Here is a 25,752-nt window from a genome sequence, read left to right as displayed (position 1 = left end):
ATATAATAGCCATTTGTTTGCCTCTGTAGCTCAAAGGATAGAGCAACGGCCTTCTAATCCGTTGGTTGCGCGTTCGAGTCGCGTCGGGGGCACGGTTAAATCTTGAAACGGCGTTTGGGTAATTACTGTTATTTTCTCAGTTCGTTAGCTGAGTTTTTAACGGTCTTTGGGTAATTACCGTTACTTTCTCAGTTAGATAACTGAGTTAGTAACGGTGCTGAGGCTATGGTTTATGCCACAGAATATCCATCAGCTTAGCTTTACGCACTTTTTGGCCGTTTACCCTGCATTTCTTATTAGTTTAATTGATTTAAATTGCTTAAAAGTATTGGTGCAAATTAGTGCAAGTTGAAAAATTTGGATTATGAGCCAAAAATTTCCTGGGGGGGGGGGGTATAGTATTTAAGGCTCGATATGCAGGGAGGAGATGTGTCGATGAGTGATTTACATCGCAATAGCCGTTTCCTTCGATTCTTGCGCTCAATTCGTAGTAAAACCACGTGTGTTCGTCGCGCGATTGTTGCGCTTTTTGTTGCAATTGCAACGGTTCTTGCCACTTTTATGATTATGCCATCCGCCTCTATGGGCGCTAGCCAGCAAAGCGAGACTAAACAGGCGCAAACTCAAGCCGAAAAGCCTGAGAATAAGACTGCGGCGGATAATAAGGCGCCTGCAAAAGACGGAGCTGGCGTAAAAGACGGGGCTGCTGCACAGGGCGAATCTGCTGCAAAGCGCAAAGCTGAAGAATCTAAGACTGTAGAGCATAAAAATCCGCAGCCTTCTGCCAATACAGACGCCTCTAATGCAGACCACACCAAAAACGTTGACTCAGAGAAAAAACAAAACCCTGCTGTAGAAGACGCGAATAAGAATCCTAATAAAGACGTTAAAAAAGAAGAATCTGCAAAGAAATCTAATCGCCAAAAGCGTTCTGCAAAAGAAGATGATCGTGCTGCTGGTGGCAACGTTGAGCTTCCAGAAGGGTGCAAAAATGCTGGCAAAGGTATTAAATTTTTCAAAGATTGTTATGTGCTTCTTTATAATAACTCTGAAGAGAAATTGACTTTAGATGCGCAGCTTGATGGTAAAGCTGAAAATATTAGTCCAGCATTCAAGATGTATAAAGATAAAAAAAAGAAAATCTTAGTGGATGCAGTTACGCCATCCAACATTGTATTTAAATTGGTTAAGCTTAAGGGTAACAAAAAAAATGAATATATTCCTATTCCAGATTGGGTAAAGTTTAAAAATCCTGATTCTAATGATCCTAATAGTAGTTCTGATGGTGTTATAGCTATATATCCAGTTGGAAAGTGGACTGAGTGTAAGCAATACGAGTTTGGCATTCAGGTTCAATATCCAGATTACAGCGAGAAGAAGAAACAAACTCATAGTAAAGTATTCAAAATAAACGTAAATGTTAAAAAAGATGTTGATAGTAATGATTTAGAACTTAATGTTTACAATCATGAGAATTCCGATCCAAAGCCTTCAGAAATAGATGATAAGACTGGAATAACTTTTAAATCAGGCGAAGGTGGCAAATATAGCTCAATCACACCTATTTTTATCGATTCTAAATCCACAAAAAAGCCTGGTCTTATTTACCACCATATGATTTGCCATAAAGAGAGTAGTAGTGATGGTAGTGGTGATTCTAATGACAATTACACGGTAGATAAAGTTAACGGCTTGAGTTTAGGTGTTAAAAATGGAGCCTCAGGCACACAGACTCAGTTCGCTCATATAGAAAATCAGACTAAGCCTTCAACTGGTGCAGATGCTTACGCTGTGTATGAGAAGGGTGACGATACTACAGAGCGCTCGCAAAGCTGGATTAGTGGCAAGCCTGAAGCGGCTGGCACTTTTACGTGCAAAGTGTTTGCTGTTAAGAATGTTGGTATCAGTAACAGTATTAATAATGCTAAAACATTCTCAACTGAATATTTTGCAGAATATGTTACAAATAGAATAAACGCTAATACTAGTGCAGTATTTGAGAATCCCGATACTAATATTTATGAAGCTCATATACCTAATACAAGTACATCTGGATTAGATGAGTCTGTGTACAAGCCTCAAAAAACCATCGACTGGAATGTTAAGACCATTAAGATTGTTTTTGAATCGAATAATAAGCATCTTGAGGTTAAAGATGGCGATCTTAAGCTGAACGTGTATCCGTTTAAGAACAATGATGCTGGGTCTGGTAAACCTGGAGCGTCTGCTTCTTCGGCGTTGGCTGATGGCGGCACTGTTTCTGCGATGCTCGGTATGGAGCTTAAGCCGTCTATTGAAGCCACGTCTGAGGCGGATTCTCAAAAAGCAATTACGCTTAAAATGTTGTGCTCGAAGGGTGAGGAGCCGCAAAAAACTAACGCAGGCGGTGCAGGTGGCACAAGTAATTCAGATGGCACAAGTAACGGAGTTGCTGCAGGCGGTTCTGGCACTACAGGCAACACAGATAACAAAGGTCTTGTGTATACAAAATGGGAAGAGCCAAGCAAACTTGGATTTACTTTCCCAGATGAAAATGCTCAAAAACCATGTACTTCAAAAAAAGACAAGCAGACTTGCTCACTTGAAGGATCGACTAAAAACTTTGCTGCTACTACTAATGTCAGCGCTACGTTTAAGTCAGCGGAAGCTGGCGATTACCAGTGCGTTGTGTATGCTCTTAAGCCAGATGCGCTTACTAAGTTCAACGAGGAAGCAGCTAAAACAGGCGTAACACCAGAGAAAATATCCACTGCCTTTGCGGGCGCGAAGCTAACAGCCAACAAAAATCTTGCAAAGTTGACTATTAACATTCACGTTCCAGAAAAATTTACTTTGCCGCACACAGGCGAGTGGAATTGGAACTTGCAGCTTGGCGCTATAGCTGCCGTAATGGTGAGCGTGCTTGCCGCAGGATTTGTGGCAAGTCAAAGTGACTCATACAGAAAACTATTTTACGAAAGGCGGCGATGCTAATGTGAAAGCTGCCTACGTAATCGAAGAACAGAACAAAACATAAAATAAACGCACAAACAAGTGCCGAATGGGTACACAAACAAGTGCTTAGCAAGCACAAACAAGGCTCAATCGGTACGCAAACACACAGTAACAAACACACAGTAACAAAACATAAAACACAAAAACAAAACAACTTATTCAAACTGCTCTTAGGAGCATCGAGTAAAGGAGAAAAGATGAATAAATTGACAAACAAGTGCGTGGCGGCGATTGCGTCGCTCGCGATGGCTGGCACGCTGTGCGTTGCTGGCGCCGTGACCATGGCCGGCGTCGCGTGGGCGGCTGTTCCTCCAATTAATCAACACCCTCATAATCCTTCTGGTCCGCAAAGTGGTGGTACTGGCGATCAGCAGGGTTTAGCCCCGTGGGATGCGAAAAATACTACAACAACTGGTAGCATCACTATTTTCAAGTGCGATGCGGCTGAAGGTGATTATACGCCAGCTGACGCTAATTCCCCTTCGTGCCCTGCGAAGCACAAGCCTCTTAAAGCAACATTTAAGGTAACAAAGGTTGAAAAAGTTAACAATGAGACTCTTAACTACGCTTCTGAGAATGATTGGGCTAAGTTAGCTGATGTTGTTAATGATTTGAATCGTAACGACGAGACCAAGATCGAGCTTGGAACTGGCGACGATAATGTGAAGACTCAAGAAACTAATGAAACTACCGGACAAACAAAGTTCGATAATCTTTCTCTTGGCTTGTATAAGGTTGAAGAAACTAAGGCTCCAGCTGGCTACGGCGCAAATGATATGAGCGTGTTCTATATTACTTTGCCTTTGATTAAGCAGGAGGATGGCAAGACTAAGTACGATTACAATCCAGTTGTGCATCCAAAGAACAAGAATCTTACAAGCACTCTTAAGAAGGTTTTGAGTACTGATAAGGGTGATAACTTTGTTGATGTTAAGGACGACATTGTTTACGAGATTAGTGCTGGTGTGAATCATCCTTCTGGTACTTTGACTAAAGACAGTATTAAGGATTTTGCAGTGTTCGATGACGCTCCAAATGATACGTTTGAGACGATTTCCAAGGATAATGTTATCAAGTCTGTAACCGTTGATGGACTTGAGAAAGCTCTTGAAAAGACGACGGATTACACCGTTAGCGTTACATCGAACGAAGCTACAGATGCTGTTACAACAGACGGTGATACCAAGGGGCTTGCGGCCAAGCATACTCGTATTTTGGTTAAGTTCACTCCTGCTGGCTTAGGCAAGATTGCGGGTGCTTTGAATGATGCTCAAAAAAACAAGAAGGACGAGCCTCAGGTTCACGTAAAGTTCAAGTTCCAGCTAAACAAAGACTATAAAGGCGGTACTGCTCCGACTGATCCGAACGAGAAAGAAGAAAACGGTCATAACAAGATTGTGAATAAGTCTGGTTTCTTCAAGGCTCATGCTGGTAACGCTGATAAGGATCCAGATCCTATCATTTCTGGTGATGATGATAAGGGTACTTCTACTAACACGTTTGGTTATCTTCAGGTAAACAAGCATGACAAGAAGACTGGCGCTGGACTTTCTGATGCTGAGTTTAAGCTGTTTAACTCTAAAGATAAGGCAGATGCTTGCAACGCTGCTTTGTTGAAGGAAACAAAAGATCAAACACAAGCCGCAGCTGAAAATACTTATCCTAAAGATTGCACAGATGGCGCATCCACGAATTTCAATGGTAAAACTGTTGAGGGCGGTAAGTTCCAGGATGCTTTTAAGGCTCTTGCTGGTAAAGACATCTACCTTGTTGAGATGAAGGCTCCGACGAATTACATGCGTTACCCTGGTGCTGTTGCAGTAAAACTTGAGGAAGGTAAGACTAAAACTGTTGATTTCCCGAACAGTAAGATTGAGGATACGGGAATCAACACTCCGTGGTTCAACCTTCCTGCAACTGGTGCTGCTGGCGTGATTATTTTCGCTGTTGCTGGCATGGGCTTGATTGCGGCTAGCGTGTTCCTCTACATGCGCAATCGCAAGGAAGAGGATCAGCAGCAGAATGCCTGATCTGCTTTCTAAAGCTGGTCTTGTAGTCTAATGGCAAGTGTGAGTCTAGGGTTTACTTAACTAAATCCTAGACTCACTTGCTCTTATGGTCTAAATCACTCAAAACATTCGGAAGCTTTGCAGTTGTGCTTTGCTAACGTTGTTAGTGTAGCTTTGCGCAAGTGCTCTGCAGACGTTGCGTATGAAGCTTTGCAGTTGTGCTTTGCTAACGTTGATTCCTGTTGATTAGCGAACACTAACATTAGCGCTGCTGCACACGCCACACCAAGCACTCTTCCTGCCACACCAAAAAACAACGGTGGGTGAATTAACGAGTGAGGGGTGGGTGTTGCTTGGTCGAGCAATATAAAAGCGGAGCGATAGTAATAATCTTTTTGATAAATAACTATTTTTGAAAGAAAGTAAGTAAAAAACTAAACTTAACTATGCAACCTTTAAGTCCAAATAAGATATAAGAGCGTAGCGCTGCGAGACAAGTAACACCCACCCCTCACAGCCACATTTCATAACTATCGCTCATAACCACATAACCAAATCAATCTAAGCTTAATAATCCACGAACCGAGGAAGCATGAAATTAAACAGCGCTGTTACGAAAGTATATGCTTTCTTCAAGCACCCCACGTCACAACAATCACCACAACAATCACCACAACAATCACCACAACCCGCACCAAAAAAGCCTAAGTCGCATCTTCGCCGCATTTTAGAGCCAATCGCTCTGGCAGTCGCCGCAATCCTATGCTTCACGTACCCAGTGGCGTCTACTCTTTGGAACAATAACGCTTCTAAGCAGCTTTCTGCCGCTTACGACAAGCTTAGCCGCGAGCAGCCTAAAGATGCGCGTGCAATTAGCTTAGATAAGGCGCGCGAGTATAACGCGCATCGTAGCGCTATTTTTACGGCGGATCCTTATAATGGCACGGAAGATTTTAAGAAAACGCCTGAGTATAAGGATTATGAAAAGCAGCTTGATGAGCCGATGGGAATTATGGGAATCGTAAAAATCCCTAAAATCGGCGTAAAGCTGCCGATTTATCACGGCAGTTCTCAGGATGTTTTAGCGTATGGCGCGGGTCACCTGTATGGCACGGATTTGCCAGTTGGCGGCAAAAATAGGCATGCTGTTATTACGGCGCATACGGGTTTGCCGCATGCAACTATGTTTGACGACTTAATCTACCTTAAAAAAGGCGATTTTTTCTATTTTGATGTGCAGGGTAAAACCTTAAGATATAGGGTGTTTCGCATTAGTGTTGTTGACCCGAATGATATTAGGCTTATTCAGCGCGAGAAGGGGCGCGATTTGGCTACGCTTCTTACCTGTACTCCGTATGGCGTAAATACTCAGAGGCTTCTGGTTACTGGCTACCGCGTGTTGCCGGATCCTGTGAAGCCGCCTGACGATCATTTGCAGTGGCCGCTTTGGATGACGCTGTTTGTTATTGCGCTTGTTGGTTGCGCTGTGATTTTAACCACTATGATTGTTGCAACGATTTCCTCGCGTAAGAATAAGAGGAATATTCGCGGCAGGCATTTGCCTAATGCGTCTAATACGGAGCGTTTGTTAGCGCGCTACTTGTCTTCATTGCGGCAGTTTTCGCACAAGCCAAAAACTTCCAGCGTGTGATCAACAACCGTGTATCCGTGGGATTTGGCTACGTTATGAATCCATCCTTCGTCGTCTGGTGGCTCAATATCGACTGTTTTTCCGCAGCGTTCGCACACTAAATGATGGTGGTGCGTGTTTTCGTCGCAAATACGGAATAATTGCTGCCCGTTAAAGCGCACAGTGTCTACTTCGCCGCTTTGAGTTAATGCGTTAAGTTGACGATACACTGTTGCTAATCCGATTATTTCTCCGTCTTTGGCGAGTATTCTGTGCAAGTCTTGTGCAGAAACAAAATTGCGAGATTCGCGCAAATAGGAGAGTACGATTTCTTTTTGTCGAGTGTGACGACGTACAGGTTCGCTAGTCATCTCGAATCCTTTCGTTGTTCATCACAGTATTCAAGTTCGTCATCCCAGCAGCCTGTTGAATCCAATGCTGCCGCGGCTTCAACTGGGTCGTCGCTGAGGACTGTAATATGACCCATTTTGCGGTTCTTTCTAACTTCCGCTTTGCCGTAGTCGTGCACGTGCCATTCTGGGTGTTCCAAAATAAGCGAGCGCACAGGAGCCACATGCTGTCCGAGCACGTTTACCATAACGGCAGGGGAAAGCAGCTTAGGCTTTTTTAAGGGCCATCCAACAATTCCGCGAATATGAGCTTCGAATTGATCCATATCGCAAGCTTCAATCGTATAATGCCCGGAATTGTGTGGGCGTGGAGCAAGCTCGTTTACTATTACTTGATTATCTTTAGTAATAAAAAGCTCAATTCCTAACGTTCCTGCAAGCTCAAATCCGCGAGCTAATCTTAAAGCTAATTCGTGCGCTGCACGCTCAACTTGTGGATCGACTACTGCCGGTGCCAAAGTCATGTGCAAAATACTATTGTGATGCACGTTTTTTACAAGCGGATACGTTACAAAGTCTTTGCCGTTTCCGGAAACAAGAATAGAAGCTTCAAAAGCAAAATCAACGAAACCTTCCAGAATTGAAGGTGGGAATTTGCCTCCGCGGTCTGCGCGATGGTGAATATTTGCAACGTCTTCTTCTGTGCGCAAAACATCCTGACCGTGACCGTCGTAGCCGCCTCGACGAGTTTTCAAAATCGCCGGCAATCCTATTTCGTCAATAGCAGTATCTAAATCGTCAAGATTATTTACTTCGCGCCACGGTGCAGTTTTTGTGCCGTGCTTGTTAATAAATTCTTTTTCAAATACGCGATCTTGGGTTATGCGAAGTAGGTCAGTTCCTTGCGGAATTGCGGTTAAATGGCGGACTTTATCTAGTGCGTCTGCGCTAACGTTTTCAAACTCGTATGTTAGTACGTCGCAACGTTCGGCAAGTTCGCGCAAGCCTTCTGGGTCGTCGTAATTAGCTTCAACCTGCAAATCTGCTACTTGGAACACTGGGCAGTCAAGAGTTGGGTCAAGAACGCCAATTCTAAAGCCCATGTGGCGTGCTGCAATAGCCATCATGCGTCCTAACTGGCCGCCGCCAATAATTCCAATCGTGGCTCCTGGCATTAAACGTTCAACAGCGCCGTTAGTTACTTCAGATAAGGTTGGCATTTGATTCCTCAACTTTCGCTTTGAGTTCTTCGCGATATGTTGCGAGTTCTTCTGCAAGACGCTCGTCGGTTGTGCTTAGAATACTTACGGCAAGCAAGCCTGCGTTTGTTGCTCCAGAATTTCCAACTGCAGTTGTTGCAACAGGAATACCTCCTGGCATTTGCACAATAGAAAGCAAAGAATCCCAGCCCGAAAGTGCGTGAGACTTTACTGGCACGCCTATAACAGGAAGCGTGGTTTGTGCTGCAATCATTCCAGGCAAGTGAGCTGCTCCACCTGCTCCGGCAATAATAATATGGAATCCTTCTTTACGAGCATTGTGCGCGAAGTCTGCCATAAGTTCTGGCGTACGATGTGCAGAAATAACTCTTTTCATGTAAGGAACTTGGAATTTATCTAGGATTTCACAAGCGTGACGCATAGTTTCCCAATCACTTGAAGATCCCATGACGACAGCAACGGTTGGCTTTATTTCTAACACGATGAACCTCCCTGACGTGCAATTGCTACTTTACGCAACACTAGGGAGAACTCGCCGAAGTTTTATGCAAAACTTAACAAATTATTTGTTAAGTTCACTTGTTTTTGGTCGTAATGATTTAGCCATTTCCAAGATTTGCTTTGCACTAGCTTCAGGTAAGTAAGCGTGTGTTACAGCTAAAGATATTTGCGCAAGTTTTGCAGAATCCAAATAGCATACGTAAACTGAGCTCGCTTCCGGCTGGAACTTCTTTTTGAAGAAGTAAAGCGATTTGAATCCGTAGGCAGGTTCCAAAATATCGGACATCATTTCCAGCGCGTGGTTAATAACATTTGAAGATTGTTGAGAATCTGCAATTGTTGCGTTTTCGCCTATTCCTGCCAAAGGTGCTGCAGATAAGCTCATAAATTCCACAGCAGATTCAGGATTTTCTAATCCCTCGTCGCGCAAGCGTTCTGCCATTCTTGCAATCAGCAATTCCATAATTCCGTTTGGACTATCTGTGCGATGTCGCATAAAATCAAGCGTCCAGCCAATAATTTTATGATCCCTATAAGTAGGCATCCAGCTTGTTACGCCAAGTACGCGCCCATTTTCGTCGATTGCGTACAGTATTTTCACGCGCTCGTCTTGAAGCTCATCCAAGCCACCCAAAGTAAATTTCATTTCTGGAAGAGCTTTAAGCTCAGCCCACTCTTCCGAAATTTCAACAATCTGCTGCTGAACGTCAAAAGAAGCCTGTTTATAGGTTGTTAAAATATCGCTTATTCCATCTCGTTTTGCTTTATTAATAGCGGTACGAATATCTTGCCATTTTTTGCCTCGAGTCTGCCACTTGCTTGGGTCTACAAGCATGTCTGTTCCAACTTTAATAGATGTAAAACCAAGCTTTTCTAACTCTTGGCGCACATTCTCATGAACTGCGTAGAATGCTGGAGACCACGAATTTTTTTCGCATAAGCTAATAAATCCACGAAGATCTTGCTTATATTCTTTAGAATCTCCAAACGGTCCGGTAAGAGTAAGCGCAATATCGTAGCTTAAGCGGTATGCGATTGCGGATTTTCCGCTTGGGGAGAACCAATAATGGTTATTTGGCCAAGTGGTCATGAAGCTCATAGTGTTTCCGCCAAGTTCCACAAGTGAGCTTGCTTTTTCTCTATCTTTTTCGTTGGTTGAAATTTTGCTTCTAAACCATGTAAAGCAAACTATAAAAAGAACAGCCCAAAATATTACGCCAACAGATTGTGCTAATATGGAAGATAGTGGTGTTTCTGTGCGAAGCATTGCGTTAGAACGATTTCCAAAGCCCATAGGCATCCATCGTCCAGGTAAATCTCGCAAAAGATGATGAATATTTGCAATAGGCTTAAAGTTGTCTGCTATCATAAGGCCAAAAGTTACGTAGCCTACAGCTGTAATCCACAGCGTTACAATAATTGCGATTAACCCTACGCGAACTTGAAAACGACCTGTAGTAATCGAAAAATGCTTAAGATTAATAGCAAGAAGAATAGTCATAAGCAGAGGCGGAAGAGCGGTAAGCATAAACGCAACAGCAACAGCATTATGCTGGTGTATTGAAATATGCTGATTTGTTGCAATAAGCGGCAAAATTGTAAAGTACATTCCAGCATAAAGCACAGTAATTGCGTTAATAACAATGGAAGTCCACGCTGCAAGCTTACGTCCGCGTAACATTCCCCACGCAACAATCAGCATAGTTACAATTGGCAGAAGAATACGAATCCACACTCCGCCAATAGTCGCGTGATGCAATCCGGAATGAAGCAAGCAACTATTTGCACTGTAATTACTAATGCAGCGAGTAACCCACGGTTTTGAACCCATTTGTGGAGACATAAACAGTCCAAGAGTTGTAAGAATGCCGGCGTGGGAGCGCGAAGATAATGCTAATAATGGTCCAAGAGCAATAATTCCTTGAGCGTACGCAAAAAGCTTTCGAATCTCGTAATCTGTGCCTTCCCACCAGTTTACGTTATGCTTTATTCCCTTTGGTTTGCACACAATATTGCCAATAATATGGCCTGTAAAAGCAGCAATAATAGTGCAATAGTCGCCAGGGTTTCCACTATAAAGCATCATTGCAGAAGTAACAGCGTAACCGATTACAAGCATTCGCCTATGCCACAAAATCGATTCGTTTGCCGAAGATGCCATAAAAGCGCCAATAAACAGCGTAAATGGAGACAATCTTATAGGGATTCTAGTAATCCAGTGCATGTTGCTAATAAGCATAGAAAGATTACCAATAATCGTCAGTCCAACAACTATTCCAATTAGCGTACTAGATACAGCAATAGAAACAATACGAAGTCTGCTTATGCGAGTTTCTGCAACGCCTATAAGAATAATAACGAGGAAACAGTTAACTAAAAGTGAAGGCATGCTGTTTACAAAAACAAGCGAGTGGCAGATTTTTATTAGCAGCTCCGACATGTTTGCATGCCCGAAGAAGAAGCTAGATCCTTTTGCAGGATGGTGTCGCATAAAAAGTTGCGCAAGAGTTGCGTTTGTGCCGTAAGTGTATAAGTGCATTAATGTTCTTGCAAACCAATGTAGGCAATTTATAACAATAAAAATGCAGGTGATTGTAAGAGCAAAAACGCGCTGGCGAAGCCAGGAAATAAAGTCGTGCAGAAAAACTCTAATATGGCTAGATGCCTGATTGCTGCTATGGTCTAAGCTTTTTTGTTTACCGTCTTCCTGGCCTCTGAGCTTATGCTTATTGAAAAAAGACAGTGCCATATTAGTCTCGATTCACTTTTTTATGAACAAGAATTTTTACATTCGGATACGTATTTAGATTTGGAACAGTTTTTGAAATGCCTGCTTGTTTGCAGAAAAGATCAAGAACTACTTTCAATCCTGCTTGTACGGTATGCCAATCGTGTCCAGAATTTTTAGCAAGCATTGTTAAAACGTTAATACCTGCGCTGTGTGCGCTTAAGGCAATAGTTGCCTGATTTGCTTGAGATTTAGGATCCCAGTAGCCTGCAATAGCATAATAGTTTTGTTTTAGGGGAGCGTTTTTTCGCATTATTTTGCTAGGAACATGACGCTCGTATGCTGAAGTATTTCCGTTAAAGTAGCGTTTAATTGTTTCTTGACGGTTTTGATACGTTGGCTCTAGCTCGCCGCCGGCAGAATACATGCTTCTAAAAATATTCGGATGCGCTGGAACTAATTGGGTTGCGCAAGTTCCGCCTTGAGAAAAGCCTCCCATAAGCCACATGCTTGGGTCTTTGCTTACTGGAAGATTTTTTCGAATCCAGTTAGGCGCGTCTATAGTTAAATACGTTTCTGCTTTTCCGTACACTTTAGTATCTGCACAAAGTGAGTTATGTGTTGCTTCACCGTTTTGATCCGGGGCTACAACAATAGGAGCTAAGCCTTTATGAGCTTTTGCGTAATCGTCTAAAGTTTTAGCAATATCGCTGGCTGCAAAAAAGTGATTTGGGCTACCAGGCTGTCCTGCTAACATAACCATAACTGGAAGCTTTGGCGGATGCTTTACAAGCGCTGCAGGAGGCAAATAAACGTTTGCTGTGCGAGCTTTGAACTTTGAGTGTGTGTTAGGAATGTGTGCTGAGCGAAGAATACCTTTTTTAGGCATTTTCGGAAGCTTATTTTGTTTTGCTAAACTGTACCATTCTTCAATGCTTGCGGTAGCAGATTTTTCCTTATTAATTTCAAGCTTTGGGAAATTACCCATTCCAAATATTGATCCAAGCGTTGTGTATTCGCCGTAAACCATATCAACTCTTAAAGCCGTGCTAACAAGCGTTAAAACAATAGCAATAACAGCAACTAGTCGTTTCCAACCTTTAGTGAACACGAATGCTGTGCCAGCAAAGCCAACAAGAGCAAATCCTATTGCAACACAAATAATAACAAGCCAACCAAGGCTTACTCCAAACACAAGGAATACGTCTGAAATTAGCCAAGCAATTAATCCGCCAACTATGAAGAATATGCTTGCAACGCCTAGCTGTATAAGCAAGTTCACTATGCTAAATAAGTGTTTTGAACGTTTTGATTTAGTGAAAATCAGCACGAATAAAGTTAAGCCGGTTAAACTAAATAAGCTTGTTGGTAACCAGCCTTGCAAAAGACTTATTTTTGCCAATTGCAGCATGCTTGAATCCTACACTTTCTTGCTTAACTAGGTGCAAACTACTTTTAAAGTGAACGATACTCGCAATATTTCACCCAACCGAAATATAGTTTATGTATCTTAATTTTTTCTTAATATTTGCTTTAGTTTTTTATAGTTTTTACTGTTCTAATCGTAGTTGCCGAAACATATATTGTAATCCACCGGAAGTATGAAAAATATCAGCATGTCGAACTACCGGTACTAATAAATATGCAAGTATGACGATAGCAATAACTACAATGGTCAATTATTGTGCATATATAAGGATTCGTTTAGCTAGGAACGATTGGAATTATTATGGATGAAATTGCGCTTGAGACTTCAAAAAGCGAGAAGGAAGAGGGTGACTATAAGGGGGAAGACACTAAAGAGCGGAGTAATTCCAAAAATTTCTTTTCATCTTTGCTAAAGACATTAAATAAGCATCAAATATCTATTCCGCGCTGGCTTTATATAGTATTTTTTGTTCTAAATAGCGTTGGAATGATGGTTATTTTCCAGATGGGCGTGCAAACAGGCTCTCGCAGCCAGGTTTTGAATGGTCTGATTGACAATATTACGCGAATGTTCAGCAACATTTGGGAAAATTTAAACTTCGTATTTGTGCTTAATTTGCTTATTTTTGCGGTTATTTATGGGTTAATTATTATTCTTACTAACCGTTTTTGGCTTACCTCAATGGTTTTGCTGTCTCTTTGCATAATTATTTCGATTATTGAGTACATGAAGATTTTTGTGCGAAATGAGGCAATTCTTCCTGCTGACCTGAATTTTTTGCAAAGCGATACCGGCAATATTTCAACATTTTTGCCGCCTAATGCTGCTCGCGTTACTTTATACGCAATAATTTGCGTGATTATTTTCGTTGTAGTTTTTATGACGATTCATTTATTAGATAAGAATCGTGGAAAAGTAGTTTGGTTTGAAGACAAGCGTTTGCGCTACGGTGTGCGAGCTGGAATTTTTGTGCTGATTTTCGCATCCTTCTCGTGGTATGTTGCTTCTGTTGGCACTGTTGGTTCTGTTGCTAATTCTTTTAACCAATTTATGGGCGACCGTCCTGCAATGTGGGATTCTGCTTACGATGCGCAACTTAACGGACCAATAGTTGCGTTTACTAGGCAGGTTAATCCAAAAATCATGTCAAAGCCTGCAAACTATAGCGAAGAAACCATGAAACAAGTGGTAGCTCGCTACGAGAAAGCAGCTAACAAACTTAACGCTTCTCGTAAGAATAAAATAAATAACAGTACTCTTATTGTTATTCTTTCTGAATCTTTTGCAAATCCTTCACGCGTTCCTGGAATTTCTTTTAATAAGGCGATTATTCCTTTTATTGACAGTGTGAAAAAGAATACGGATAGCGGTCTTATGCTTTCTTCCGGCTACGGCGGGGGAACGGCAAATCTTGAATACATGACTATGACAGGTTTAAGCATGGTTAATTTTGATCCTTCGCTTACAAGCCCGTATCAGCAGTTAGTTCCTAAAAAATCGTGGATTCCAACAATCAACCGTTATTGGAACGATGGTAAGAACTCTTTGGCTTTCCACCCATTTGAGCCTTCCATGTATTTGCGAGCTAAGAATTATAAGAAGTTCGGTTTTACTAAGTTCTATTCTTTACGAAAGCCGGATGTTATTAAGTATCAGAAGCGTATTGATTTAGCGCCGTACGTGTCGGATGATTCCGCATATTCCAGCGTTTTGGAATCTATTTCGCGCAAGTCTTCTCCTGATTTTATTCAGCTTGTTACAATGCAAAATCATATGCCTTATAACGATTGGTATAAGAATAATGATTTTAAGGTGTCTTCTACTGATTCCAGCAAGCCTTTGGGTGAGGAAGAGTCTTCTATTATTCAAACGTACGCTAAAGGCGCAAATTATACGGATAAAGCAACTTCTAAGTTCCTTAATAATTTGAATAAACTCAATAAGCCTGTAACAGTGTTGTTCTACGGTGATCATCTTCCTGGAGCATACTCTACAGCTAGTGCGGATAAGAATAATTCTCTTATTTTGCATTTAACAGATTACTTTATTTGGTCAAATAAGGCTGCTAAAGAAAATCTTAAATCTTCTAAGAAGATTCACGCAAAAACAGAAGCTTATTCTTCTCCAAACTTCTTTATTTCCCAGGTTGCGCGTCATATGAACGCTAAGGTTTCGCCGTACGTTGCTTTCCTCACAAAGCTTCATACGCATATTAGTGCAATGGAGCCGCCTGTTGTTAACACAATTCAAGGCTGGGATAGAATCCCTGAGGGTCAACCAATTTACCTTGATCACGACGGCAGGCCAATGGTTTATTCAGCAATGGATGAGCAAACTAAGCAGCTTTTGGACGACTATAAGCTTATACAGTACGATGTTACAGCCGGAAAGAACTACACTCGCAACACTAACTTCTTTAAGATGCCTTAGATAAGCGCTTTTGAAGCTATGTCGTGCCTAAAGAACATGTGTGGAAGATTAAGATTGTCCAATATTGCGTAGACGTTCTTTTGCGCATCTTCTACGTCTTCTCCGTGCACTTGTACAAGCGCAACTCTACCGGAAGAAGTTACAAGATTGCCGGTTTCTTCCTGGCTTTTAACTCCTGCATAATACACGTGCTGACCTTGGGTTTCGTCAACAGGAATGTGCGGAAGTGGAGTTCCAGTAACTAAAGTGCCAGGGTAGCCTTCGCTTGCAATTATTACGCCGAGCGTAACACCGCTATTCTTCCAAGTAAAAGTTGGTGTTTTATGCTGCAAAATATTCCATATAGCTGCACCAAAATCTGAAGTGAGGCGAGGAAGCACAACTTCTGTTTCTGGGTCTCCAAATCGAGCGTTAAACTCAATAACTTTAGGGCCCGAAGCTGTATCAATCAAACCTGCATAAAGTATGCCTGTAAAAGGTGTTCCTTCTTTTGTTAAGCCTTCAACAGTTGGTCGCACAATCTCGTCAATAGCGCGTTTAACGGTTTCGCTACTGATTTGTGGCACAGGGCTATACGCTCCCATTCCGCCAGTGTTTGGTCCTTTATCGCCATCGTAGGCGCGCTTATGATCTTGAGAAATTGGCATAACCCAAAAGTCTGTTCCGCTTACAAAGCTCATAAGCGAAAACTCTTGACCTTGCAAAAATTCTTCAATAACAACTTTTGCTCCGGCAGATCCAAAACGGTGATCAACGAAAATATCTTCCAAAGCTTCAATTGCGGTTTGCTCGTCCATTGCAACAGTTACGCCTTTTCCTGCGGCTAAACCGTCTGCTTTAATAACAATTGGAGCACCATGCTCAAGCACGTAGTTTTTAGCTGGCTCTAAAGATTCAAAAGTTTGGTAGGCTGCTGTTGGAATGTTGTGGCGATGCATAAGCTTTTTTGCAAAATCTTTAGAGCCTTCGATTTGAGCCGCCGCCTTGTTTGGGCCAAAAGCTGCAATGCCGTTAGATTCAAAATCGTCTACAATTCCGTTCATAAGCGGCACTTCTGGGCCAATAAACGCAAAGTCGTAGTTGTTATCTTTAACGAAGCTAATAAGAGCTTCGTGATCCGACTGACTAATGTTTACGGTTTTAATTCCGTCTGCTGCAATACCCGGGTTTCCAGGCGCAACTGTTACTTCTTCAATGCTTTCGCCTTTAAGAAGTGCGTGTGCAATAGCGTGCTCTCTAGCGCCAGAACCAACAACTAAAACTTTCATTTTTTGTCCTTTATAGTTTTATTGCAACTCAACTGCAGCGTTTTTGCGTTCGATCATTTCGCCAATAACATAAGCTGTTTCGTTATTTTCGCTTAGTGTGCTAAGTGCTTCTTCGGCCTTGTTTTTATCAACCGCCAAAACCATGCCGATTCCCATGTTAAAAACGTTGAACATTTCGTCATGAGCAACTTTGCCAGCTTTTTCAATAACGTCAAAAATAGGCGGAACATTCCAGCTTGACGTATCGATTTTTGCGGCCAAATCATCCGAGTACATGCGTGGAATATTCTCAATAAATCCGCCGCCTGTAATGTGAGCCACTCCCTTAATAAGATGCTTTGCAAAAAGCGGTTTCAAAGCTTTTACGTAGATTCGCGTAGGCTCGAGCAGAACTTCGCCAATAGTTTTTCCATCTAGCTCTTCAAGTTTGGTGTTTACGTCGTAGCCTGCTTCTTCAAACAAAGCTTTACGCACAAGCGAGAAACCGTTCGAGTGAACTCCAGAAGAAGGCAAACCAATGAGAACGTCGCCAGAAGTAATAGTGGAGCCGTCAACAATATTCGTTCTTTCTGCAACGCCTACTGCGAAACCTGCAAGATCGTACTCGTCCTCGGCATACATTCCAGGCATTTCAGCGGTTTCTCCGCCAATTAAGCCTGCTTCTGCTTGAACGCAACCGTCTGCAACTCCTGCAACAACCTGCTCAAGTAGTGCAGGATTATTTTTTCCGCAAGCAATATAGTCAAGGAAGAAAAGCGGTTCTGCGCCTTGAGCTGCAATGTCGTTTACGCACATAGCAACGCAATCAATGCCAATCGTATTGTGCTTATTCATCATTTTTGCAACCATAAGCTTGGTTCCAACGCCGTCTGTTCCAGAAATCAGAACAGGCTCTTTGTAACCGAGGGAGGCCAAGTCGAATAATCCGCCGAATCCGCCGATGCCACCCATAACGCCTGGACGCTTCGTGCGATTCACATGCGATTTGATACGACGAACTACTTCGTATCCTGCTTCTACGCTTACGCCAGCTTCATCATATGCGTGCGGCATGTTGATTCCTTTCCTAAAATGTTATAAGTATTTTCTTAAATTTTATTAATAAATTGCCGTAAATAAGTAAAATATTAAGTTATATAAGGTTTTCGTGTGAATATTTACTGCGTTTTCTAACTTCTTGTAAATACTCGCGCTCGTTTTGAGGAAGCGAAGTCAAAAATTCTTCGCCGTAATCATCCAGTGCGGTAGGGTAGTCGCCATTAAAGTATGCAACGCACAATCCGCCGTAAGGAGCCGGCTTATTTAACCCAATTGACTCAACAAGTCCGTCCAAAGACAGGAACGCAAGAGAATCAGCATCAATATACTCGCGAATCTCTTCAACTGAATGTTTTGCGGCAATAAGCTCTTTAGTTGTTTGAATATCAATGCCGTAGAAGCAAGGATACTTAAGAGGTGGGGAAGAAATACGCATATGCACTTCTTTAGCGCCCGCTTCTCTAAGTAGTTGCACAATGCGCTTAGAAGTTGTGCCGCGCACGATTGAATCGTCAAGAACAATAACACGTTTTCCTTCAACAACACTGCGCACAGCAGAAAGTTTCATACGCACACCCTGCTCGCGCAATTCTTGAGTTGGCTGAATAAAAGTGCGAGCTACATACTGGTTTTTAATCAATCCCATTTCGTTAGGAAGACCACTTGCTTCCGCGTATCCTGCGGCTGCAGAAAGAGAAGAGTTAGGAACTCCAATAACCATGTCTGCTTCAACAGGGGATTCTTGAGCTAAACGAGATCCCATGCGCTTTCTTGCAGCATGAACGTTAATTCCGTAAATGTTAGAATCTGGGCGAGCAAAGTAAATAAATTCCATTGAGCACACTGCCTGCTGCACGTTATTCGTGTAGCGCTCAATCTTGTAGCCTTCGTCGTTAATAACGATTATTTCTCCAGGCTCAATATCTCGAATAAACTCTGCTCGAACAATGTCGAAAGCGCAAGTTTCGGAAGAAAGCACATAGGCTCCGTTTTGCATTCGTCCAAGAGAAAGCGGGCGGAACCCGTTTGGATCCGTGGCACCAATTAAAGAATCTTCCGTAAGAAGCAGGTAAGCAAATCCGCCGTGAACAGTTAGTAACGCTTCTTTAACGCGCTCCATAAAAGTTGGTTTATTAGAGCGACGAATCAAATGCATTAGTATTTCAGTGTCGGAATTGGAGTGGAAAATAGCGCCATTGTCTTCTAAAGAATTGCGTAAGCTTGTGCAATTCGTCAAATTTCCGTTATGAGCTAAAGCAACATCTCCGTCGTGGAAGCGGAATAAGAAAGGCTGAATATTATCAACACTTCCAGATCCTGCAGTAGCGTAACGCACATGGCCAATAGCACGATTTCCTGTTAAACGTTCCATAACCTGCTCGTTGCTAAAAACTTGCGTAAGTAGGCCTAGTCCGCGATGTCCGTGAAGAGTGCCGTTATCGTTAGATACTATTCCAGCTCCCTCTTGGCCGCGATGCTGAAGCGCATGCAAACCAAAATAAGTGAGTCTTGAAGCATCTTTGTGACCCCAAACACCAAACACTCCGCACTCTTCGTGAATGTCTTCAAGCTCTGCAGACATCTTTAACCCCCTTGTAGTCGCTTACTTTAATTCGCGAAACTATACTCATTGTTGCACACGCTTCTAATAAGCTAATGTTACGTTTCATGCTTTGCTCATGCTCACGCCGTGAAGTACTGAACTCCAGCATCAAACAGTGGCTGTTCGTGGAAATCAGGAATGTTCACGTACAAGCCTTCGCCTGCTCGTTCGCAATGACCCATCTTTCCAAAAACTCGACCATCTGGGCTGGTAATTCCTTCAACGGACATAATCGATCCGTTTGGATTCACGTTCAAACTCATGCTTGGAACGCCGTTACTGTCAACGTATTGCGTAGCTACTTGGCCGTTAGCAATAAGCTTCTCCATGACTTCTGGAGTTGCAATAAAACGACCTTCGCCGTGAGAAATAGCAACAGTGTGAATATCGCCAACCTGCGTATTGCTCAACCATGGAGACATGTTTGAAGCAACGCGCGTGCGCACAATTCTGCTTTGATGCCTGCCAATCGTGTTATAAGTAAGAGTTGGGCAGTTAGAATCCATAGGAACAATATCGCCAAAAGGCACCAAACCAAGCTTAATAAGCGCTTGGAAACCGTTGCAAATGCCCAGCATAAGTCCGTCTCGATTCTTAAGCAAATCTCGCACAGCGTCAGTCACTTGCGGATTTCTAAAGAAGGATGCAATAAACTTTGCTGAACCGTCCGGCTCGTCGCCGCCGGAGAAGCCGCCAGGAATCATAACAATCTGGCTCTTATTAATCTCCTCAACAAGTTTCTTTGCAGACTCTGCAATATCTTTAGCGTTTAAGTTGTTAATAATAAGCGTATGAGCGTCGGCGCCTGCACGCTCGAAAGCAGCTTGAGTATCGTACTCGCAATTATTTCCAGGGAAGACTGGAATAATAACGCGCGGGTGAGAAAGCGGCTTCAGTTTTCCTGTGTGCGCGCGGTTTGTAGTAGAAGCATTATTTTCGTTACTAATAGTTTCTACAATCTCGCCAGGCTTTTTATAAGGGAAGATTGAGGAAAGTTCACTTTCCCAAATATTTTGCAAATCGCTTAAATCAACTTCTTCGCCATTTGCTGAAACAATTGCGTAATTCTCAGTCGTTTCGCCAATAATCTCAACGTCAACCAAGCTTGTATTCGCTAAAGATGGGACTTCAGCGTTTTCTTTAAGCTCAACGTAGAAGCTTCCGTATGCTGGCTTAAATAAATCATCGTTGCTTAAATTGTTGAATAATTTAAGACCAATATGATTTCCAAGCGTCATCTTGAATAAGATTTCCGCGCTTGCACCGTAGCCAGGCGTGGTCACAGCAAAAGCTTGCTTATTCTTCGTAATATTTTCGATTAATTCAAGAGTTTTAAGGAAACTTTCCTTTTCTGGGGTGATTCCGTCGGATTTATATTGTGGAGCAATTCGCAAAACCTTATGATTTACTCCCTTAAATTCTGGCGAAACAGTTAAACGTGCGTCTCCAGTAGAAACAGCAAAAGAAATTAAAGTTGGCGGAACATCCAAATGTTCAAAACTACCGCTCATGGAATCCTTGCCGCCAATAGCGCCAACACCAAAATCAAGCTGTGCGCTTAAAGCGCCAAGAACTGCTGCAGCCGGCTTACCCCAACGTTCCGGAACGTCGTGAGGTTTGCCAAAATACTCTTGCAAACTCAAGTACGCACGTTCGCGCGTGAAACCGCTTGCTGCAAGCTTTGCCAAAGATTCAACAACCGCAACATAAGCTCCAGTAAACTGATTCTTTTCCATCAAATACGGATTAAAGCCCCAAGCCATTGCGGAAGCAGTGTTTGTTTCACCAAATACTGGGAATTTAGCAACCATAGCTTGAGCTGGAGTAAGCTGACGGCGTCCGCCAAAAGGCATAAGCACAGTTGCGGCACCAATTGTAGAATCGAAGCGTTCTGCAAGACCCTTGTTTGAAGCAATATTAATGTTTGAAACAAGCAAGTGCATGCGTTCAGTGAGAGTCAAATTAGACTGATCCTGCCATGGGTTCGTATAAGATTTTCCAGCTTCAATATGCAGCACCTGCTGTTTTGCAGCGCCGTTAGAAGCCAAGAATGCGCGGCTTAAGTCAACAATAGTTTTTCCGCGCCAAGTCATGCGCATACGAGCTTCTTCGGTAACAGTCGCAATGATTTCTGCTTCCAAATTTTCTTCACGAGCGTACTTTAAGAATTCTTCAGCATCACTTGAAGCAACGTCAACAGCCATGCGCTCCTGGGATTCAGAAATAGCAAGCTCAGTGCCGTCAAGACCCTCGTACTTTTTAGAAACCTTGTCGAGATTGATAGTTAAGCCGTCTGCAATTTCGCCGGTAGCAACAGAAACGCCGCCCGCACCAAAATCGTTACAACGCTTAATAAGCTGGCAAGCATCTTTGCGGCGGAAAAGTCGCTGCAACTTGCGTTCAATAGGAGCGTTACCTTTTTGAACTTCTGCTCCGCATTCTTCAATACTTTCAACATCTTGTGCTTTAGAAGCGCCGGTAGCTCCGCCAATTCCGTCGCGACCAGTACGCCCGCCAAGAAGAATAATCACATCTCCAGGAGCAGGAGTTTCTCTGCGTACATGGTCGGCTGGGGTAGCGGCAACAACCGCACCAACTTCCATGCGCTTAGCAACATAGCCCGGGTGGTATAACTCGTGCACTTCGCCGGTAGCTAAACCAATCTGATTTCCATAAGAAGAGTAGCCTGCTGCAGCAGAAGTTACGATTTTTCGCTGCGGAAGCTTACCGTTTAAAGTCTCGCTAATAGGAGTGCGCGGATCTGCAGCACCAGTTACTCGCATAGCTTGGTAAACGTAGGAACGTCCAGAAAGAGGATCTCGGATGCAGCCGCCAATGCAAGTTGCAGCTCCACCAAAAGGCTCAATTTCAGTAGGATGATTATGCGTTTCGTTCTTAAACAGGAACAGCCAATCTTCGTCGTGTCCGTTTACGTCAACCTTAACTTTTACAGTGCAAGCGTTGATTTCTTCCGACTCATCCAAATTTTTAAGCTCGCCAGTATGCTTCAAATATTTAGCACCAATAGTTGCCATATCCATTAAGCAAACAGGCTTATTTTCACGATTTAACTTTTTTCTCAAATCAAGATAACGATTAAACGCTTCTTGAACTGTGCCATCGTCAATCGTAATATTCGTAAGCTCCGTGCCAAAAGTTGTGTGACGGCAGTGATCGGACCAGTACGTGTCAATAACGCGAATCTCGGTAATAGTAGGATTGCGATTTTCTTCCCTAAAGTATTGCTGGCAGAATTTTGCGTCAGCCAAATCCATTGCCAAGCCGCGATCCTCAATAAACTTCTGCAATCCAGCTTCGTCTAAACTGTTAAAACTATCAATTACTTCAACGTCTGCAGGAACTACTGTTTCTCGCTGCAAGCTTTTTACTTCGTCAAGACTTGCCTCTCGAGCCTCAACAGGATTGATAACGTAATGCTTAATAGCATCCATGGCTTCTTCGTCAAGATTGCCTTTTAGCGCAATTACTTTAGCAGTGCGCACAGTTGGGCGCTCGCCTTGACTAATAAGCTGAATACACTCGCTTGCGGATTGCGCGCGCTGGTCGAACTGACCAGGCAAAAATTCAACAGCAAACACGTGCTCGTTTGTTTCAATAGGCAAATAGTCGTAGGTGTTATCAACCGGCGGCTCGCTTAATACAGTTCGCACAGCAGTATTGAACAAATCTCCATCAATACCTTCTAAATCGTATCTGTTGATAATTCGTGCGGAAGTAATCGCGCTTATGCCAAGAATTTCCTTAAGCTCATGTAAAAGCTGCTGAGCTTGAACGTCAAAACCATTGCGTTTTTCCACATATACGCGAAATACCACGAGAAACCTACCTTGTTGAAAGTGCGGTATAGCAGTGTTTGTTATGGGCTTTTAAGTTATAAATTGTGGGTTAAGTTATGTGTTAAGTTGTGGTTTTAAATTATTGGTTAAATTATTGGTTAAATTATGTAAGAATGCGTGTGGCTCGCACCCCTAAAGGCACGAGCCACAACGAAATCTTATCGGTTCACACAATCATCTGGTTTACGCACGCAAAAGTCTAAACCTTCGCTTTTTGCTAAGTTTTCCAGCCTGATGTGAATTTCTTCATAAGCTGGGATTATGTCTCCCAAATCGCGTCGGAATAAGTCTTTATCCAAATGGCTTACGCCGTTTTCACCAGCATTGCCGCCAGCATTGCGCTTATCCCAAAGTCTGCAAGTATCAGGCGTAATTTCGTCTGCAAGAAGAATATTTCCTTGCGCGTCTACGCCCTCTTCAATCTTGAAGTCAACAAGCTGAACATCAATCTTGGAGAAAATATCAAGCAAAGCATTGTTTACAGCGTGAGCTTGGCGAGTAATTTCCGCCATCTCTTCGTCTGTAGCTAAACCTAAAGCCACAACGCCTTCTGGGTTAATAAATGGATCGCCAAGTTCGTCGGACTTCACGCAGAACTCCAACAATGGCTTCTTTAATGGTGTTCCTTCTTTAACGTTATAACGTTTTGCGAAAGAACCGGCAGCAGTATTGCGCATAATAATTTCCAGCGGAAACATGCGCATACGCTTTACGAGTTGTTCGGTATCGGAAATACGTCCGAGGAAGTGGCTTTTTACGCCGCGCGCCTCAAGTAAATGGAATAGTAAAGAAGTAATCCGGTTGTTTAAACTGCCTTTACCGGCGATCTGAGCTTTCTTCAGACCGTTACCAGCGGTTGCCTGGTTCATATATTCGACCCAGAGCACATTGGTGTCATCGGTAGCGTACAGTTTTTTGGCTTTGCCTTCATACAACTTGTCAAGTTTTTCCATGATATGCCCTCTCTTACGTGCATTCATAGTTGTAGGCGCAAACCAACAGTATTTGTAGGTTTACCTGACCTTGGCCAGCACGATTAGCGTAACAATTGTTACCTACAAAATTTCCGGCAAATATTGCATAGATGCAATATAAATTATTGTTTAATACCTTTATTTTCAAAGTATTTCAGCATTTGAGCTATCCGTCTGCAATGCTCTTACAATGCGTGTCGCATTTTTTCTTGCATCCTCTTGATTAGATCCCGTAGCAAGAGCCACTGCCATACGTCTGCGGCCGTGAACTGCAGGCTTAGCAAAAATACGCAAGCCGCTTCGATAATTTTCGTCCGCTTGTAAAGCTTTGGAAATATTAGTAAAGCCAACTTCTCCTTCGCCTTTAACAACAATTGCATGACTTGCTGCAACCTCGTTATCTTTTAACGAAAGCGAAGTGTAGTTTGCTGTAACAGGCACACCTAAAATAGCGAGCGCATGAAGCGCAAACTCGCTGTAATGCTGTGAAATCATAGTTACCATGCCAGTATCGTGTGGGCGAGGAGAAAGCTCGTTAAAAAGCAACGAGCCATCTTTTAACACAAATAACTCAACGCCGTAAACGCCCCAACCGGTTTCGTTTGCATCATGCGCAATATTAGTTAAACCTTCTACAGCGCGCTTCGCAATATTTTTTGCATTATTTCGTATTTCTTCAGGAATATTCGCAGGCTGCCAAGATTCTCTATAGTCTCCGTCTTGCTGACGCTGAGCAATCGGTTCGCAAGTAGTAATTCCTGCGCAAGAGCTTACTGTTAAAACTGTAAGCTCGTAGTCAAGCGGAGCTAAAGCTTCAACAATAACGCGAGAACACTCGTTTTCGTGACCAGCTGCCGCGCGCCTTCCATGCTGAGCTTCATCCCACGCAGCTTTAAGCGCTTCCGGGCTTTTAACTATAGACTGGCCGTGTCCGGAAGAGCTCATAACAGGCTTAACAACGCAAGGGTAGCCAACGATTTTTGCGCCGTCGTCTAATTCCTCGTAAGAGGACGCAAAACGGTATGGGGTAGTAGGCAAACCTAAATCTTCGTGAGCAATCCTACGCAAGCGCTCGCGATCCATTGCAATTGCTGCAATATCTGTGCTAGGAACAACCTGGATTTTATTATTCGCTGCATTTTTCAAAACTTTAGTTGCGATTGCTTCAACTTCCGGAATAATAATATTCGGATGCACTTCGTCAATAAGATTTTGAAGAGAAGCAGCATCAGACATATCTAACACTCTGTATTCGTGAGCTATTTGCATGGCAGGAGCGTTCTTATAGCTGTCTGCAGCGCAAACGCGCACGCCTAATCGCATAAGCTCAATAGCAATTTCCTTGCCAAGCTCACCTGAGCCAAGAAGAAGTGCTGTCAGGTTGTTACTGTTTTCAGTTACGCCAAATATGCGCTGATTTTGCTCAGAAAAACTCATATGTCTATTGTTGCATTTGCTATTGTCGAATAATTTATGTTGTTACTACGACGCGCCGAGGTGTGTTGCGCTGGCGTAAATCAAGAAAATCGTGTATAGTATTCCTCTGTTGTGTGATTCGATTCGTTTATTTGTTTATTCGTTTCATTTGTTTCACGCGCATGGTGGCTATAGCTCAGTCGGTAGAGCATCTGATTGTGGTTCAGAAGGTCGCGCGTTCAAGCCGCGTTAGCCACCCCACTTAAGCGGCGGGTATTTACCTGCCGTTTTTTGTTTTAGACGCA

The 25,752-nt window shown here is 42.9% G+C and carries 15 protein-coding genes and 2 tRNA genes; 6 read left to right on the top strand and 11 right to left on the bottom strand.

The genetic code is table 11. The annotated features are described in order from the left end of the window. Positions 1–19: 19 nt before the first annotated feature. The 4 genes from NG78_RS00570 (at position 20) to NG78_RS00590 (ending at position 6,654) form a co-directional block, all read left to right on the top strand. Positions 20–92: transfer RNA gene (locus NG78_RS00570), tRNA-Arg, on the top strand. Between the two features lie 343 nt (positions 93–435). Next, positions 436–2,973, top strand: coding sequence for a hypothetical protein (locus NG78_RS00575; RefSeq protein ID WP_004135368.1), 2,538 nt, complete (start codon positions 436–438; stop codon positions 2,971–2,973). Positions 2,974–3,191: 218 nt separating this feature from the next. After that, a complete protein-coding gene (locus NG78_RS00580; RefSeq protein WP_004135366.1) occupies positions 3,192–5,024 on the top strand; it encodes a SpaH/EbpB family LPXTG-anchored major pilin in 1,833 nt (610 codons plus the stop codon). A gap of 571 nt (positions 5,025–5,595) precedes the next feature. Next, complete coding sequence (locus NG78_RS00590) at positions 5,596–6,654, top strand: class C sortase (RefSeq protein ID WP_032837855.1); 1,059 nt, start codon at positions 5,596–5,598, stop codon at positions 6,652–6,654. On the opposite strand, the gene NG78_RS0105900 is transcribed toward NG78_RS00590, so the two are convergent. From NG78_RS0105900 to NG78_RS00610, 5 genes are all read right to left on the bottom strand, one after another. After that, positions 6,600–7,004 carry a Fur family transcriptional regulator gene (locus NG78_RS0105900; protein ID WP_032837852.1) on the bottom strand — a complete coding sequence of 135 codons (405 nt, stop codon included), beginning with the start codon at positions 7,002–7,004 and terminating at the stop codon, positions 6,600–6,602. The genes NG78_RS00590 and NG78_RS0105900 overlap by 55 nt on opposite strands. Next, the gene (gene purK, locus NG78_RS00595; protein WP_004135357.1) at positions 7,001–8,203 is read right to left on the bottom strand and encodes a 5-(carboxyamino)imidazole ribonucleotide synthase; all 1,203 of its coding nucleotides are present in this window, start codon (positions 8,201–8,203) and stop codon (positions 7,001–7,003) included. The genes NG78_RS0105900 and purK overlap by 4 nt, the downstream gene beginning before the upstream one ends. After that, a complete protein-coding gene (gene purE, locus NG78_RS00600) occupies positions 8,187–8,651 on the bottom strand; it encodes a 5-(carboxyamino)imidazole ribonucleotide mutase (RefSeq protein ID WP_410296284.1) in 465 nt (154 codons plus the stop codon). Before purE ends, purK begins: the two co-directional genes overlap by 17 nt. Positions 8,652–8,765: 114 nt before the next feature. Further along, positions 8,766–11,453 carry a bifunctional lysylphosphatidylglycerol flippase/synthetase MprF gene (locus tag NG78_RS00605; RefSeq protein WP_004135352.1) on the bottom strand — a complete coding sequence of 896 codons (2,688 nt, stop codon included), beginning with the start codon at positions 11,451–11,453 and terminating at the stop codon, positions 8,766–8,768. A 1-nt stretch (position 11,454) separates the two neighbouring features. Beyond that, entirely contained in the window at positions 11,455–12,843 is a 1,389-nt protein-coding gene (locus NG78_RS00610; protein WP_004135349.1) for an alpha/beta hydrolase-fold protein, read from the bottom strand. A 318-nt stretch (positions 12,844–13,161) separates the two neighbouring features. Between NG78_RS00610 and NG78_RS00615 the strand changes: the two genes are divergently transcribed. Further along, entirely contained in the window at positions 13,162–15,291 is a 2,130-nt protein-coding gene (locus NG78_RS00615; RefSeq protein ID WP_004135347.1) for an LTA synthase family protein, read from the top strand. On the opposite strand, the gene purD is transcribed toward NG78_RS00615, so the two are convergent. From purD to purT, 6 genes are all read right to left on the bottom strand, one after another. Further along, positions 15,288–16,559, bottom strand: coding sequence for a phosphoribosylamine--glycine ligase (purD, locus tag NG78_RS00620; protein WP_004135345.1), 1,272 nt, complete (start codon positions 16,557–16,559; stop codon positions 15,288–15,290). The genes NG78_RS00615 and purD overlap by 4 nt on opposite strands. Positions 16,560–16,577: 18 nt before the next feature. Next, positions 16,578–17,612, bottom strand: a complete 1,035-nt coding sequence (purM, locus tag NG78_RS00625) for a phosphoribosylformylglycinamidine cyclo-ligase (protein WP_004135343.1) — start codon at positions 17,610–17,612, stop codon at positions 16,578–16,580. 79 nt (positions 17,613–17,691) lie between these two features. After that, on the bottom strand, positions 17,692–19,179 hold the full coding sequence (purF, locus tag NG78_RS00630; RefSeq protein WP_004135340.1) for an amidophosphoribosyltransferase: 1,488 nt from the start codon (positions 19,177–19,179) through the stop codon (positions 17,692–17,694). Positions 19,180–19,280: 101 nt separating this feature from the next. Next, positions 19,281–23,036, bottom strand: coding sequence for a phosphoribosylformylglycinamidine synthase (locus tag NG78_RS00635; RefSeq protein ID WP_004135338.1), 3,756 nt, complete (start codon positions 23,034–23,036; stop codon positions 19,281–19,283). Positions 23,037–23,215: 179 nt separating this feature from the next. After that, a complete protein-coding gene (gene purC, locus NG78_RS00640) occupies positions 23,216–24,010 on the bottom strand; it encodes a phosphoribosylaminoimidazolesuccinocarboxamide synthase (protein ID WP_004135336.1) in 795 nt (264 codons plus the stop codon). Between the two features lie 165 nt (positions 24,011–24,175). Further along, positions 24,176–25,468 (bottom strand): formate-dependent phosphoribosylglycinamide formyltransferase, encoded by a 1,293-nt coding sequence (purT, locus tag NG78_RS00645; protein WP_004135333.1) that lies wholly within the window; start codon positions 25,466–25,468, stop codon positions 24,176–24,178. A 164-nt stretch (positions 25,469–25,632) separates the two neighbouring features. Here purT and NG78_RS00650 point away from each other — a divergent pair. Continuing rightward, positions 25,633–25,708 (top strand) — tRNA-His (locus NG78_RS00650). Positions 25,709–25,752 lie beyond the last annotated feature (44 nt).

Source organism: Gardnerella greenwoodii 00703Dmash, from assembly GCF_000263635.1.
GTDB classification, from domain to species: Bacteria; Actinomycetota; Actinomycetes; order Actinomycetales; family Bifidobacteriaceae; genus Bifidobacterium; species Bifidobacterium greenwoodii.
The sequence above is the reverse complement of the archived record's forward strand: the minus strand, read 5'-3'. Positions and strand labels throughout refer to the sequence as shown.

Excerpts from the sequence above, each read along its gene's own strand:
- NG78_RS00575 (WP_004135368.1), top strand. The coding sequence starts at position 436 with ATGAGTGATTTACATCGCAATAGCCGTTTCCTTCGATTCTTGCGCTCA.
- NG78_RS00580 (WP_004135366.1), top strand. The coding sequence starts at position 3,192 with ATGAATAAATTGACAAACAAGTGCGTGGCGGCGATTGCGTCGCTCGCG.
- NG78_RS00590 (WP_032837855.1), top strand. The coding sequence starts at position 5,596 with ATGAAATTAAACAGCGCTGTTACGAAAGTATATGCTTTCTTCAAGCAC.
- NG78_RS0105900 (WP_032837852.1), bottom strand. The coding sequence starts at position 7,004 with ATGACTAGCGAACCTGTACGTCGTCACACTCGACAAAAAGAAATCGTA.
- purK (WP_004135357.1), bottom strand. The coding sequence starts at position 8,203 with ATGCCAACCTTATCTGAAGTAACTAACGGCGCTGTTGAACGTTTAATG.
- purE (WP_410296284.1), bottom strand. The coding sequence starts at position 8,651 with ATGGGATCTTCAAGTGATTGGGAAACTATGCGTCACGCTTGTGAAATC.
- NG78_RS00605 (WP_004135352.1), bottom strand. The coding sequence starts at position 11,453 with ATGGCACTGTCTTTTTTCAATAAGCATAAGCTCAGAGGCCAGGAAGAC.
- NG78_RS00610 (WP_004135349.1), bottom strand. The coding sequence starts at position 12,843 with ATGCTGCAATTGGCAAAAATAAGTCTTTTGCAAGGCTGGTTACCAACA.
- NG78_RS00615 (WP_004135347.1), top strand. The coding sequence starts at position 13,162 with ATGGATGAAATTGCGCTTGAGACTTCAAAAAGCGAGAAGGAAGAGGGT.
- purD (WP_004135345.1), bottom strand. The coding sequence starts at position 16,559 with ATGAAAGTTTTAGTTGTTGGTTCTGGCGCTAGAGAGCACGCTATTGCA.
- purM (WP_004135343.1), bottom strand. The coding sequence starts at position 17,612 with ATGCCGCACGCATATGATGAAGCTGGCGTAAGCGTAGAAGCAGGATAC.
- purF (WP_004135340.1), bottom strand. The coding sequence starts at position 19,179 with ATGTCTGCAGAGCTTGAAGACATTCACGAAGAGTGCGGAGTGTTTGGT.
- purC (WP_004135336.1), bottom strand. The coding sequence starts at position 24,010 with ATGGAAAAACTTGACAAGTTGTATGAAGGCAAAGCCAAAAAACTGTAC.
- purT (WP_004135333.1), bottom strand. The coding sequence starts at position 25,468 with ATGAGTTTTTCTGAGCAAAATCAGCGCATATTTGGCGTAACTGAAAAC.